The sequence below is a fragment of the Lactiplantibacillus sp. YT640 genome (genome assembly GCF_049745435.1).
GTDB classification, from domain to species: Bacteria; Bacillota; Bacilli; order Lactobacillales; family Lactobacillaceae; genus Lactiplantibacillus; species Lactiplantibacillus plantarum.
The window spans coordinates 145,952-159,644 of the sequence record NZ_JBMNVY010000003.1 but is presented as its reverse complement, the minus strand read 5'-3'; the positions used below and the strand labels follow the sequence as shown (position 1 = coordinate 159,644).

14 protein-coding genes are annotated in these 13,693 nt (G+C 45.9%); 11 read left to right on the top strand and 3 right to left on the bottom strand.

Annotated features, from left to right (window positions below; all coding sequences use genetic code 11):
• Positions 1–152 precede the first annotated feature (152 nt).
• Positions 153–443 (bottom strand): hypothetical protein, encoded by a 291-nt coding sequence (locus tag ACOV1R_RS03570; RefSeq protein ID WP_003640702.1) that lies wholly within the window; start codon positions 441–443, stop codon positions 153–155.
• 254 nt (positions 444–697) lie between these two features.
• Here ACOV1R_RS03570 and ACOV1R_RS03565 point away from each other — a divergent pair, with 254 nt between their 5' ends.
• From ACOV1R_RS03565 to ACOV1R_RS03530, 8 genes are all read left to right on the top strand, one after another.
• Positions 698–988 (top strand): hypothetical protein, encoded by a 291-nt coding sequence (locus tag ACOV1R_RS03565; protein WP_003640701.1) that lies wholly within the window; start codon positions 698–700, stop codon positions 986–988.
• 66 nt (positions 989–1,054) lie between these two features.
• Positions 1,055–1,684: a DNA-3-methyladenine glycosylase gene (locus ACOV1R_RS03560; protein ID WP_003645974.1), complete on the top strand. Its 630-nt coding sequence runs from the start codon at positions 1,055–1,057 to the stop codon at positions 1,682–1,684.
• Between the two features lie 108 nt (positions 1,685–1,792).
• Positions 1,793–2,743, top strand: a complete 951-nt coding sequence (gene prmA / locus ACOV1R_RS03555; protein WP_003644481.1) for a 50S ribosomal protein L11 methyltransferase — start codon at positions 1,793–1,795, stop codon at positions 2,741–2,743.
• 12 nt (positions 2,744–2,755) lie between these two features.
• Positions 2,756–3,508 (top strand): 16S rRNA (uracil(1498)-N(3))-methyltransferase, encoded by a 753-nt coding sequence (locus tag ACOV1R_RS03550; protein ID WP_003640698.1) that lies wholly within the window; start codon positions 2,756–2,758, stop codon positions 3,506–3,508.
• A gap of 70 nt (positions 3,509–3,578) precedes the next feature.
• Positions 3,579–3,914, top strand: a complete 336-nt coding sequence (locus ACOV1R_RS03545; RefSeq protein WP_003640697.1) for a hypothetical protein — start codon at positions 3,579–3,581, stop codon at positions 3,912–3,914.
• An 80-nt stretch (positions 3,915–3,994) separates the two neighbouring features.
• Positions 3,995–6,262, top strand: a complete 2,268-nt coding sequence (locus ACOV1R_RS03540) for a RelA/SpoT family protein (RefSeq protein WP_003640696.1) — start codon at positions 3,995–3,997, stop codon at positions 6,260–6,262.
• 9 nt (positions 6,263–6,271) lie between these two features.
• The gene (gene dtd / locus ACOV1R_RS03535; RefSeq protein ID WP_003640695.1) at positions 6,272–6,718 is read left to right on the top strand and encodes a D-aminoacyl-tRNA deacylase; all 447 of its coding nucleotides are present in this window, start codon (positions 6,272–6,274) and stop codon (positions 6,716–6,718) included.
• A gap of 72 nt (positions 6,719–6,790) precedes the next feature.
• Positions 6,791–7,414, top strand: a complete 624-nt coding sequence (locus ACOV1R_RS03530; RefSeq protein ID WP_003645975.1) for an HAD family hydrolase — start codon at positions 6,791–6,793, stop codon at positions 7,412–7,414.
• A gap of 107 nt (positions 7,415–7,521) precedes the next feature.
• On the opposite strand, the gene ACOV1R_RS03525 is transcribed toward ACOV1R_RS03530, so the two are convergent.
• Together ACOV1R_RS03525 and ACOV1R_RS03520 are read right to left on the bottom strand one after the other, a co-directional pair.
• A complete protein-coding gene (locus tag ACOV1R_RS03525) occupies positions 7,522–8,364 on the bottom strand; it encodes a fructosamine kinase family protein (protein WP_097557983.1) in 843 nt (280 codons plus the stop codon).
• Between the two features lie 268 nt (positions 8,365–8,632).
• On the bottom strand, positions 8,633–9,481 hold the full coding sequence (locus ACOV1R_RS03520) for an N-acetylmuramoyl-L-alanine amidase (protein WP_003645977.1): 849 nt from the start codon (positions 9,479–9,481) through the stop codon (positions 8,633–8,635).
• Positions 9,482–9,870: 389 nt separating this feature from the next.
• Here ACOV1R_RS03520 and hisS point away from each other — a divergent pair, with 389 nt between their 5' ends.
• From hisS to msrA, 3 genes are all read left to right on the top strand, one after another.
• Positions 9,871–11,151, top strand: a complete 1,281-nt coding sequence (gene hisS, locus ACOV1R_RS03515) for a histidine--tRNA ligase (RefSeq protein ID WP_003640691.1) — start codon at positions 9,871–9,873, stop codon at positions 11,149–11,151.
• A gap of 41 nt (positions 11,152–11,192) precedes the next feature.
• Positions 11,193–12,989 (top strand): aspartate--tRNA ligase, encoded by a 1,797-nt coding sequence (gene aspS / locus ACOV1R_RS03510; protein WP_015380436.1) that lies wholly within the window; start codon positions 11,193–11,195, stop codon positions 12,987–12,989.
• Between the two features lie 80 nt (positions 12,990–13,069).
• Positions 13,070–13,600: a peptide-methionine (S)-S-oxide reductase MsrA gene (gene msrA / locus ACOV1R_RS03505; RefSeq protein ID WP_003644477.1), complete on the top strand. Its 531-nt coding sequence runs from the start codon at positions 13,070–13,072 to the stop codon at positions 13,598–13,600.
• The last annotated feature ends 93 nt before the right edge of the window (positions 13,601–13,693 follow it).

Genomic DNA, 13,693 nt, shown 5'->3' with positions numbered 1-13,693 from the left:
TAGAATTCAATAAAAATACTAATTGCTATTAATTACGTTGCTTGTATACCGTACGATATGTATATAAAAAAACTACCATCAGAAACCTGAGTCTTTGATGGTAGTTCTAACTGACGAACACTAATTATCAGTTCTTCTAAACGAAGCACCAATTAACCCCAAACATCATCCATATGCGGTAGTTGCAATAAGCCATCGCTAGTCGGGTCAGTTGTGCCGATGGTCTTTAAATGCCAAGTGCCCTGATCGTCCTTGGTCGCAACGACTTTTTTGCGTTTGCCCTCTTGATTTTTGTAGAAGCAGTTTTCACTATCCGCACCGATTTCGCGGGCGAGGACTTCGTTGGATGTGACATAACCGTCATTGGTTTGAAATTTTTCGATTTGGTCGACCGTTGTCAACTGTTCATGACCACGACGATAAATTCTTTCGATGAGTATCATCAGTAAATTCCCCCTAATATTGATAACCTTACTAATTTAATCATATTTTACCATACCCGGATATGCGGCAAAAACAATTCTGAAATGGTTAGCAAATTTATAAGAATTAAAGTTCGATACTTGCTAAACCAATGGCAAATTGGTACACTACTTGTTTAAAGTCTGCTATAATAATAGCTAGATATGAAAATATACTAACGATAAATTAATTTATTATTTAATCAATTTCACATTGTGAAGGAGAGATCAACGACATGTTAAAACGCACGAAACAGTTTCTGCGATCAATACATTATGACTACGATAAAACATATATTAGACCGCTGATGGTGCCCGACAGCGTTTACGTGTTGAAATTCGGTAAGGACCATCGCAACAATCGGGTGGTCGTTAAGTACAGTCATACTTGGACCGGGCGAATCAAAATCAATGAGATCGCGGTTCGGTTGCACAAGCAAAAGCACCCGCGGATCTTTAAGCATGAAGCCGACATGATTAAGTATTTGAATAAGCATCTAACCAAAAAGACCGCAAATAATGATTAAATGAACATGAGGACGGACTAGCAAGGTGGCTAGTCCGTTTTCTATTAGGGGCGAGTAAAACAAGTTATGACAGCAATCGAACGATTTTTAAGCACACGTACGACACCTGAAATTGCGGCGAGCCTACTGGGTAAACAGTTGCACCTACAGACATCTAGCGGTGTATTGACCGCCTGGATCACAGAAACAGAAGCGTATCTTGGCGCCCGTGATGCAGGAGCTCACGCGTACCAGAACCACCAAACGCCGCGCAATCGCGCACTCTGGCAATCAGCGGGAACGATTTATATTTATCAAATGAGGGCCTGGTGCTTACTGAATATTGTGACACAAGCTGCCGGTACGCCAGAATGTGTCTTGATTCGCGGAATTGAACCAGATGTGGGGCTTGAACGAATGCAACAGCAGCGGCCAGTGCCCATTGCGAACTTGACCAACGGACCGGGCAAGCTAATGCAGGCGCTTGGGTTAGATAAAACGTTAAATGGACAAACGCTGCAACCGGCGACCTTATCATTGGATTTGAGTCATTATCGCCAACCGGAACAAGTTATGGCGACTCCGCGAATTGGAATTGTCAACAAGGGTGAATGGACAACGGCACCATTGCGGTACTTTGTGGCCGGCAATCCATTCGTATCCAAGATTTCTCGCCGGACTATCGATCATGAACATCATGGTTGGATGACCAGGTGATTGTCAAGTTAATCAGGCTTGTTATATAATTGTTACTAAGAAAAACGTGATAGTCTTAAGCGATGGCGCTTGGCGCTCTAGCTTTCGATGGGAGGAAAATATAAAGATATGAAATGGACTGAAGTAACGGTCAGTACTTCTAATGAAGCTGTCGAAGCGGTGGCAAACATTTTAATGGAAGCCGGGGCCAGTGGCGTCAAAATTGATGATGCCTTGGATTATCAGAATTTAAAGCCTGATCGGTATGGTGAGATCATCGATTTGGCGACGATTCCACACGTTACCAGTGGGGCGAAGATTTCTGCTTATTATCCTGAGACGGTGTTTGTACCGGAAGTCATTCCAACGATCAAGCAGCGGGTTAGTCAGCTGACTGATTTTGGGTTGAATCCAGCACCTAATGAAGTCAGTATGACGGCTTTATCGGATGAAGACTGGGCGACGGCCTGGAAAAAATACTATCACCCCGTCCGGGTTACGCGCTATTTGACGATTGTGCCAAGTTGGGAACAGTACCAACCAGTGCAATCAGGTGAGCTTGTGTTGCGACTAGATCCTGGTCAGGCTTTTGGTACCGGAACGCATCCGACAACCAAGCTCTGTTTGCAGGCGCTTGAAACTGTGATCAATGGTGGTGAACACTTGATCGATGTGGGTACTGGGTCCGGGGTATTGAGTATTGCGGCCAAAGCGATGGGCGTCGGTGCAGTAGAAGCTTACGATCTTGACGATGTCGCTGTGGCATCAGCTCAAACGAATTTGGACTTGAATCCAGTTGCCAAAGATGTTCACGTGGCTGCCAATGATTTACTAGCTGGGATTGACACGCAGGCTGATATTATCGTTGCCAACATTTTGGCTGAAATTATTATTCCGTTGGTACCACAAGCCCGTCAAAACTTAAAACGGGGCGGCTATTTCATTACCTCTGGCATCATCGATGATAAGTTCCAGGTCGTCATGACGACAATTAAGGAAGCGGGCTTCCAAATTACACAACATACGCAAATGGGTGACTGGCACGGTATTGTGGCTTATCTACCAACAGCTGAAGATTAGTGGGGGACTGAAATGCAACGATACTTTTTATCAACACCGATTACGACAACGATTGGGCAAACGTTCACTATCACGGGTGAGACGGTCAAACACTGGGTCAAGGTGATGCGCGCACAACCGGGGGACACTGCGGAATTTGTTACGACGACACATCAAGTCGTGCTGGCGGATTTGGTGAAAAGCGATGGTCGAACAGCTACAGCGACAATCACGGCCGTTACGACGCCCCATGTTGAATTGCCGTTGCCAGTGACTATTGCTTGTGGGTTGTCTAAAGGCGATAAACCCGAACAGATCGTACAACGTGGTACTGAATTAGGTGCGAGCGCCTTCGTGTTTTTCGATAGTCAGTGGGCAGTGGCTAAATGGGCAGCGAATAAGCGGGCCCGCAAGTTGGCCCGCTTGGCGAAAATTGCGCAGGGCGCGGCTGAACAGTCACACCGGACGATGATTCCTAGTGTGAGCTACGCAACGGATTTAAACCAGTTGTTAGCACACGTGTCATATGATACCGGGGTCGTAGCGTGGGAGGAATCAGCCAAACAAGGTGAGAGCAGCCAACTGGTGCAGACGTTAAAAACGATGACCGCACCACAACGACTGCTGGCGATTTTTGGTCCTGAAGGGGGCTTGGCACCACAAGAAGTGGCGACATTACAAACTGCTGGTATCGCGGCAGTGGGCCTGGGTCCACGAATCATGCGGGCCGAAACGGCACCCCTCTACTTACTAAGTAGCGTTTCTTTTTGGTGCGAACTAGTGTAATTTTGCGGTCGGTGGTGTACAATAAATAATCATAGTCATTTAGCAATAAAGCGTAAGCGAGGGAGTTAGTTTGACGGAAAAAATTCGTAAGTTTAATGGCCAGTATTGGCTGATTGCGCTTGTCGTTGGGGTGATGATACCATGGTTGCTACGATTTACGAGTATTAGCCGGTTTCATCAGATTGTATGGCTACTCTTTGTAGTTGACTTTGTGCTGGCAGCAGTCGTTGGCTGGTGGATTCGTCGGACTGAACGGACGGGCTGGTTAGTCTGGCTATTCCCAGTGGGCTGTTTTGTCGGGCTCTATCTATTTTTCCCAACGTATGTCTATTACTTAGCGTTAGTTGATTTAGGCATATCCTACTTAGCATATGGGTTAACTGGTCCCCGCGCGAGTTTGCGTTAAAACGGTTGTCAAGGCACGTTGGGTGGGAACCTCACGTGCCTTTTATTAAATAGAATCTTTGTGGAAGTCGTGGTGATAAAATGCCCAAACAACCTACCTGGACTGCCCAGGATGTCCTGGACATGGTTCAAAAGTATATGAATAGTGATCACGTCGCGTTAGTTAAACGGGCGTGTGATTTTGCAACTTATGTGCATAAGGATCAGTATCGCCAATCTGGTGAGCCGTATATTATGCATCCGATTCAAGTTGCTGGTATCTTAGCTGAATTGAAGATGGACCCTGAAACCGTCGCTTCGGGTTTCTTACACGACGTTGTGGAAGATACTGGTGTTACTTTAGGAGACGTTGAAGAACTGTTTGGTCATGACGTGGCCGTTATTGTTGACGGGGTCACCAAGCTGGGTAAGATTCGGTACAAGTCCAACAAAGAACAGCTTGCTGAAAATCACCGTAAATTACTGTTGGCGATGTCTAAAGATATTCGAGTCATGATTGTCAAATTAGCTGATCGCTTGCATAATATGCGGACATTGCAGCATCTGCGGCCCGATAAACAGCGGCGAATTGCAAATGAAACGTTGGAAATTTACGCCCCCATTGCCGATCGATTAGGGATCAGCACGATTAAATGGGAACTAGAAGATATTTCACTACGTTATTTGAATCCTCAACAGTATTATCGCATTGTCCACTTGATGAATTCGCGGCGTGAGGACCGTGAAAAGTACATCGAGATTGCCATTCAAGACATTCAAAAGGCGCTCCATGATCTGGAACTACCAGAAGCTGAAATTTATGGTCGTCCGAAGCATATCTATTCAATTTATAAGAAGATGCGGGACAAACACAAACAGTTTAGCCAACTTTACGATCTGCTGGCAATTCGGGTAGTCGTGGATTCAATCAAGGACTGTTATGCAGTTTTAGGTGCGATTCACACACAATGGAAGCCCATGCCGGGGCGTTTTAAAGATTATATTGCGATGCCCAAGGCCAATATGTATCAATCTTTGCATACCACGGTGGTCGGTCCTGAAGGTAAGCCCCTCGAAATACAGATCCGGACGTTTGAAATGCACCGGGTCGCTGAATACGGGGTCGCAGCACACTGGGCGTATAAGGAAGGTAAACGCGACGAGGTCCAAGAGACTCAGTCGGGCAACAAGTTGAACTTAGTCAAAGAAATCATTGAGCTACAGGATGAAAGTAAGGACGCTGCCGACTTTATGGAGGGCGTCAAGGGCGACCTCTTTAGTGACCGGGTCTATGCTTTTACGCCCAAGGGTGACGTGACAGAATTACCAAAGGGCGCTGGACCACTGGATATGGCATATTCGATCCATACGGAAGTGGGTAACCATACGACTGGTGCGAAAGTCAATGGCAAGATCGTTCCATTGGATTACCAAATCAAAAATGGTGATATCGTGGATATTTTAACGTCCACTAGTTCAACTGGTCCTAGCCGTGATTGGCAGAAATTAGTCTATACGCGGCGGGCCCGTAATAAAATCAAACAGTTCTTCCGCAATGCTGACCGTGAGGAAAACATCATTACGGGTCGTGATTTGCTTGAGAAGCAGCTACGTGATTTAGAGTTTAATCCAAAAGAAATCATGACTAAGGACAAGGTGACGGCGGTCGCTCAAAAGATGCACTACGGTAGTGAGGATGATTTGTTCGCGGCCTTGGGGTTTGGTGACGTCCAACCGGTAGGGATTGCTAACCGGTTAACGAGTGATGTTCGTAAACAGCGCGAGGCTAATCGGCAGCGTGAACGTGAGGAGGCCATTTTGGCAGACTCTACGGAAGCGCCAGCGAAGAAGAAATCGAAAGATCATCATAATGAGGATCAGGAGAAGCAGGATCGGAAGCGGCAAAAGGTCTCATCTTCTGGTGGGGTGATTATTCAAGGCGTCGACAACTTACTCGTACGTCTAAGTCATTGCTGTTCTCCAATTCCGGGTGATGAGATTGTTGGTTATATTACGAAGGGGCGCGGTGTTTCGGTTCACCGTGTTGATTGTCCGAACGTTAAGAGCGCAGAAGCAAATGGTGAACGGTTGATTGATGTTCAGTGGGAGAATCCCGAGGGTGACCGAACGAACTACAATTCTGATTTGGAAATTCAAGGTTATAACCGTAATGGCATGCTCAACGATGTGTTGAAAGTTATCAATAATCACACGAAATTTTTGACCAATGTCAACGGTAAGGTCGATCACAACAAGATGGTCATTATTAGTGTTTCGTTGGGGGTTCGCAACTTGGAACATCTCCAACGAATCATTGACAGTCTGAAAAATGTTCAGGACCTTTACGTTGTCGAACGGAAAATGTTTTAGGAGGCTTCTATGCGAGTCATTGTTCAGCGGTCACAGCAGGCACAAGTTAGTATTGATGGGAAAGTTCGGGGCACGATTGACCACGGTTTCGTCCTATTGGTTGGTTTTCAAGATGGCGATGGTCAAGCCGAATTGGATTACATCGCGCATAAGATTTTAAACCTCCGCGTTTTTAGTGACGCAGATGGAAAAATGAATTTGAATATTCAACAAGTCGGTGGAGCAATCTTGTCGATATCGCAGTTTACGTTATACGCGGAGACGCGCCATGGTAATCGACCAAGTTTTACAGCGGCGGGTAATCCTGAATTGGCTAGCAAATTGTATGATACATTTAATCAGCAATTAGCTGCCAGTGGCGTGACCGTTGCGACTGGTGAATTTGGTGCCGATATGCAAGTTTCCTTGGTTAACGATGGGCCGGTCACGATTTGTTATGATACTGATCAACGTTGAAGTAAAAGCTGAAAGACCAATCCGGTACTTTCAGCTTTTTGGCTATTACAATTATTAGCGGGAGTGAATGAGATGCGTGAGTTTTTATGGGACCTCGATGGAACCTTGTTAGATACTTATCCAGCCATGGTCCAAGCTTTCCAAAAAGCAGTTGCCGAGTTAGGTGGGACTATTCCGGCTGATACAACGTACCAGCTGATGCGGCAACAGTCAGTTGGTTATGCGGAAAGAATGGTTGCGGCTCAGTATGGTTGGGATTGGCATGATTTACGGGCGGGCTATCAACGTTGGGAGCCACAATTACAGCATGCACCGGCCGCCTTTGCGGGTGCTCAAGCGGTGCTTGAAAAAGTTATCGCAGTTGGTGGTCACAATTATTTGATGACCCATCGTGACGAAAGCGCACAAGCCTATTTACAACGAGCGGGTTTAGCCCAATATTTCACAGATGCGGTTACGGCTGCTCAGCCATTCCCACGTAAACCTGATCCAGCTGCGTTGAATTATTTATTGAATAAACACCAGGTCGACTGTCAACGCGCCGTTATGGTGGGTGATCGCAACTTGGACATCGATGCCGGTCACAATGCTGGGATTACCGGATATTTATTTGATATTGACCGCCTGATTACGGTGACTAGTGCCCCGGAAGTTCAAGTTACGGATTTAAACGACTTATTGACCTTTGTCGACTAGTCTAGACACTCGAAATATTGTGATAACTGATGATTGTAGCTAAAAAATTATATACAAGCCTCGCGACCCGTACAGCTCATTGAGAGGATTCGGTCACGAGGCTTGTATTAATATTGCATGAGGATTCGGTCAACGGCTGGTCCGTATGTTTCACCAAACAGGTTCAGGTGGGCCAGTAAATAATAGAGTTGGTAGCTTGGTAGGCGGTCTTGCATACCGGGCGCAACCGGGTAGGCCGCTTGGTAGGCCTGATAAAAATCAGCATCAAAACCACCAAAAATCGTCGTCATGGCCAGATCCAGCTCTCGGTCACCGTAAAACACGTCGGGATCGATCAAAACGGGTGTACCGGTCGTGTCAAATAAGTAATTACCTGACCACAAATCGCCATGTAACAGGCTTGGTTTTACCGTATGCATGTGGGAATCTTGCAACAGTTGTTGTCGTAAGCGGTGATAATGTATTTCACGCGTTTCTGACCATAAATGGTTCTCCTTAGCCAAATTGACTAATACATCTAAACGTTGTTGTGTATAGAAAGTTGCCCAATCAGTCTGCCAATGATTAATTTTCGGTAACTTGCCAGCTGTGAAGTCGTGGTCAAGACCAAATTGGGCGTGGTGTTGATGATGAACTTTGGCGACAGCCGCTCCCAGTGCGGATTGACTGCCAGTCCCGGTCGCTAGCCAATCTAATAAGAGATAGCCGTCCGTGGCAATCGTGCCACTGGCGATGACACGCGGTGTCTTAGTCACTGCACCAAGTAGTCGCAATCCAGCGACTTCGTGGTCAAAGAAAGTAACGTCGTTGTGCGGCTGGACCTTTAAAAAATATTGGTGATGAAGGGTGATGATTTGAAAGGCCGCGTTGATGTCGCCACCGCTCACTGGTTGCACTTGCTGAATGTCAGTGAGTGGTAGTTGTGCGAGCCAAGCTTTTGTTAAGTGCATGTTAACTCCTCCTTGCTGCGATGTTAAATACGGTTACCATCACTGTAACGCAATTAATTGTTATTAACAATTAGTGGCGCTGATCCGTAAGAGTGTGAAATGAGGTTAGACGTCCGGTACGGAGCTAAAGTGCAGGCAAATAGACGGTTATTTAGGTAAACCGCGTCAGTTGATATGCGATTCATCGATTGAGTAGTCGCGAAAAGTGGCCGTTATCCCAGTCACTGGAATAACGGCCACTTTCAAAGACTTCATGCTGACTGCATTATTATTGATTGGCGAAGTAGGTACTCAATCCGGCGTAAACCGCGTGCGCTACTTCTTGAGGGTACTTTTTAGAACTGATCGTCTTGAAGTCCGACTTATCATTAATATAACCCAGTTCCATCAATACGGATGGTCGTGAATTATCACGAATGACCAGAAAGTCACCGAAGTCCGTTCCTTTACTAGGAATTGGCAAGGTCGAGACGTTATTGTTTAACGCCTTGGCTAGTGCTAGTGAGGTTGACTTATGATAGTAATAGGTCGTGATCCCAGAAGCCGTGTTTTTTTCTGGTGAGCTGTCAAAGTGGAAGCTGATGAAGGCGTCTGCATGAAGCTTGTTTGCGATTGCGGGACGCGCACTCAGGCCGACGTATTCATCTGAATCACGGGTTAAAACAACGTGTGCGCCAGCAGTCCGGAGCTTTTTAGCTACAGCTTTAGCGACCCGTAACGTGTACGTTTTTTCCATCTTGCCCTTGCTCGAGAGCGCCCCGGAATCAGAACCGCCGTGTCCGGGATCTAAAACGATGGTGGCTTCAGAGATTTTGGTGGTTTTAGTCAACTGACTGTTATGTTCGTTGACTAACCAACTAGCAATCCAGCCGAATTTATGATCCGCATAACGGACGTATAGCCAATTATTTTTGCGTTTCATAATGTGGACCTTGGTGCCCTTAGACGTAGCGTCCTCGATCGCATAACTCATGCCTGGACCGCTACGAATATTGACGTTGGCAATGTTAACAGTCGCAGTGTTATTAGTCGCTAATAGCACTACAAAGCCAATCACTAGGCCGATAAAAATAACCGTGACTGTGATTTGACGCCAAAATTGTTTTAAAACTTGCATGCTCTGTCACCAACTAGATTTAAGATAATTGCAATTTGAAGTGCTGCAAATAGTATACCAAAAAAACAGCTGACCGACGAAATCTTGAGATAATTTTAACTAGAATCGTTGACTTTTAAGTGATTTTCGTGTAACTTTAACCATATATTAATCAATCGACCGCAGAGAAAGTAAGAGCATTGTACGCCACTATAACCAGAGACCGGTAGTGCTGAGAATTCCGGATAGTGCGCAATGAGGAGACGCTTTTGAGGTGAACGGCAGCGTTCCGCCTGTGATTACAGACGTTATCAATTAGTACTCAAAAAGGTGGTACCGCGCTAATAGCGCCCTTGGTAAATAATCAAGGGCGCTTTTTTTGTCGATTGCAATCAAGGGAGGAACTATTAATGAGATATCAACGGCCTAAAGGCACCGCCGACATTTTGCCTGGCGATAGTGAAAAGTGGCAATACGTTGAAGCAACGGCTCGTGCCGTCTTCAAGACTTATCAATTCAAAGAGATCCGGACACCGATGTTTGAAAACTTCGAGGTCTTCTCACGTTCAGCGGGGGATACTTCTGATATTGTAACGAAGGAAATGTACGATTTTCATGACAAGGGTGACCGGCACATTACGCTCCGCCCAGAAGGAACTGCCGGCGTCGTCCGGGCGTTCGTTGAAAACAAGTTGTACGGTCCGCAAGTTCTCAAACCATACAAGGTTTATTACATGGGACCAATGTTCCGTTATGAACGGCCCCAATCAGGTCGGTTACGTGAGTTCCACCAATTAGGCGTGGAAGCTTTTGGTAGTGAAAGTGCTGCCCTAGACGTTGAAGTAATTGCAATGGGCTATAACTTACTTAAAACCTTTGGCTTGACTGATTTGAAACTGGTCATCAACACGTTGGGTGATCAACAAACGCGTGATGATTACCGACAAGCCTTGATTGATTATTTGGAACCACACTTTGATGAATTGAGTGATGACTCCAAGGAACGGTTACACAAGAATCCATTGCGGGTTTTAGATAGTAAGGCACCGGAAGATCAACAATTTGTGGCCGATGCACCATCGATTTTAGATTACTTGTCTCCGGAAGCTCAAGCGCATTTTGATCAAACTAAGACGTATTTAGATGCATTAGCAATTCCGTACGAGATTGATGCCACGATGGTCCGGGGATTAGATTATTATAACCATACGATTTTTGAAATTATGACCCACTCAAAAGCGTTAGGCAAGGGCTACACGACGATCTGTGCTGGGGGTCGTTACAACGGATTGGTTAAGGAATTAGGTGGCCCTGAAGTTTCGGGTGTTGGCTTTGGCCTAGGTGTTGAACGACTATTAGTGTTGATGGATGCTGAAAACATTGCGGTACCAACTGATGATCAGTTGGACGTCTATGTTGTGGGAATTGGCGACACTGCTAGTGCTACGACTTTGAAGCTGGTACAGGCATTACGGGCAGCCGGTTATAAGGCCGAACGGGATTACTTGGATCGCAAGCCTAAAGCTCAGTTCAAGAGTGCTGATCGCTTGAATGCCCGTTACACGATGACGGTGGGCGAAACCGAGCTGGCTGATCAGGTCGTTAACTTGAAGGCTATGGCTACTGGTGAGGAAACCAAGGTTGCGATGGCGGACATCTATCAAGATGCTCATCAAGTTTTAGATAAGTAGTGTGAACGGCAAGTTTGCCGATTTATAAGGAGGAAGCGTTTATGAAACGGACCACATATGCGGGTCTCATCAATGAGGATTATTTAGGCCAAACGGTCACTTTACAAGGTTGGGTACAAAAACGCCGCGACCTTGGGAGTTTGATTTTTATTGATTTACGGGACCGTGAAGGAATTGTGCAATTAGTCTTTAGTCAGGAATTTTCAGCGGATGCTTTGGCGGTAGCAGATCAGTTACGGGGCGAATACGTCATTGAAGTGCAAGGAACCGTTGTTAATCGGAATGCTGACGCTGTTAATGACCGCATGAAGACTGGTAAAGTTGAAGTTGAGATTCACGATGCCAAAATCTTAAATAAGGCGAAAACCCCGCCATTTTATATTCAAGATGATATTAACGTATCAGATGAATTGCGCTTGAAGTACCGTTACTTGGACTTGCGTCGGCCAGAAATGCAACGTGGATTGAAAATTCGTAATGGCATCACCCAAGCAGTTCATAGCTATTTTGATGCCAACGGGTTCTATGATATTGAAACGCCGTTCTTAACGAAGTCGACGCCAGAAGGGGCCCGGGATTACTTAGTGCCTTCGCGGGTCTATCAAGGGCATTTTTACGCGTTACCACAATCACCACAACTCTTTAAGCAATTGCTGATGGGGGCCGGTTTTGATCGCTACTATCAAATTGCACGCTGTTTCCGTGATGAAGATTTGCGGGGTGACCGTCAGCCTGAATTTACCCAGATTGATATGGAGACATCCTTCTTAACGGCTGAGGAAATTCAGTCCTATACTGAAGGCTTGATTAAGCAAGTCATGAAGGACGTCAAGGGTGTTGACATCAAGACGCCGTTTACGCGGATGACTTGGCAAGAAGCTATGGACCGTTTTGGTTCTGAAAAGCCGGATGTGCGCTTTGGTATGGAACTCAAAGACATGGGCGCGGCCGTTTCTAACGCCGGTTTTAAAGTCTTTGATAATGCACTCGCTAATGGTGGCCTGGTCAAGGCGATTGCAGTTCCTGGCGGTGCTGATCAATATTCTAGAAAGCAAATCGATGCGTACACGGAGTACGTTAAACGGTTTGGGGCTAAGGGCTTAGCTTGGATGAAGGTCACTGACGACGGCTTTAGTGGTCCCGTTGCGAAATTCTTCAAGAACGATGGTGACTTTGAAGCCATTACGAGTGCTGCTGCTGCTAAACCAGGCGACTTATTATTGTTTGCTGCCGACAGTTTCAAAGTAGTTTCTGACACGCTGGGTTACTTACGGACCGCGATTGCTAAGGAACTTGACTTGATTGATCAAGATCAATACGCTTACCTATGGATCGTTGACTGGCCATTGTTTGAATATGATGAAGGCATCGAGCGCTGGGTACCAGCTCACCATCCATTCACAATGCCCAATGAAGAAGATGTTCATTACTTGAATGATGGCGAAGATCCACACAAAGCCCATGCACAATCATATGATATCATCTTGAATGGTTATGAACTCGGGGGCGGGTCGATCCGGATTCATACCCGCGAATTACAAGAAAAGATGTTCAAGGCATTGGACTTCACTAAGGAACGAGCCCAAGAACAATTTGGGTTCTTACTGGATGCCCTTGACATGGGCTTTCCGCCTCATGGTGGCTTAGCAATCGGGTTAGACCGGTTCGCGATGTTATTATCAGGTAACGACAACATTCGTGAAGTGATCGCCTTCCCTAAGAATTCCAAGGCGTCAGAACCAATGACCAATGCACCATCGCGGGTTTCTGACCAGCAATTAGCTGATTTGGATTTGAATATTACCAATCCCGTAACGGATGATGAACCAACCGAATAAAAATATTAAGAGCGTCCAGAAATGGACGTTCTTTTTAATTAGTGTTAAATTTATATTAATATTTAATTGGAGGAATTCTCATGGAAACAGCAATTTTTGCGGGTGGATGTTTTTGGTGCATGGTTCAGCCTTTTGATAGTCAACCCGGAATCGACAGTGTTGTCTCGGGTTATACTGGTGGACACACGAAAAATCCCACTTACGAAGACGTCAAAGCGCATACGACGGGTCATACTGAAGCTGTCAAAATTACGTTTGATCCCGATATCATTAGTTACACGGAATTAGTCAATATTTATTGGCATCAAACGGATCCTACCGATGCAATGGGGCAATTTCAAGATCGTGGTGATAATTATCGGCCGGTCATTTTTGTGAATGGTCCGGAACAACGGCGGATCGCGGAAGCGTCTAAACGGGCATTACAGGTGAGCGAACGATTTAGTAAACCAATCGTAACGGCGATTGAGGATGCTAAACCATTTTATCCAGCCGAGGCACGCCACCAACGCTTTTATAAAAATAATCCAGTGGTATTTGCGGAACAAGAAGCGGGTGGCCGCGCTGATTTCATCGCCGAGCAGTGGGCCGATGCACCTAAAGTGGACTAAGCGTGAGTTGCTGGTCATCGCGATAGGTGTGATCTAATAATAACTATCGTAGCGGGGCTCGTTCTGGAAATTAGTCGGATTGATTAATGGGAG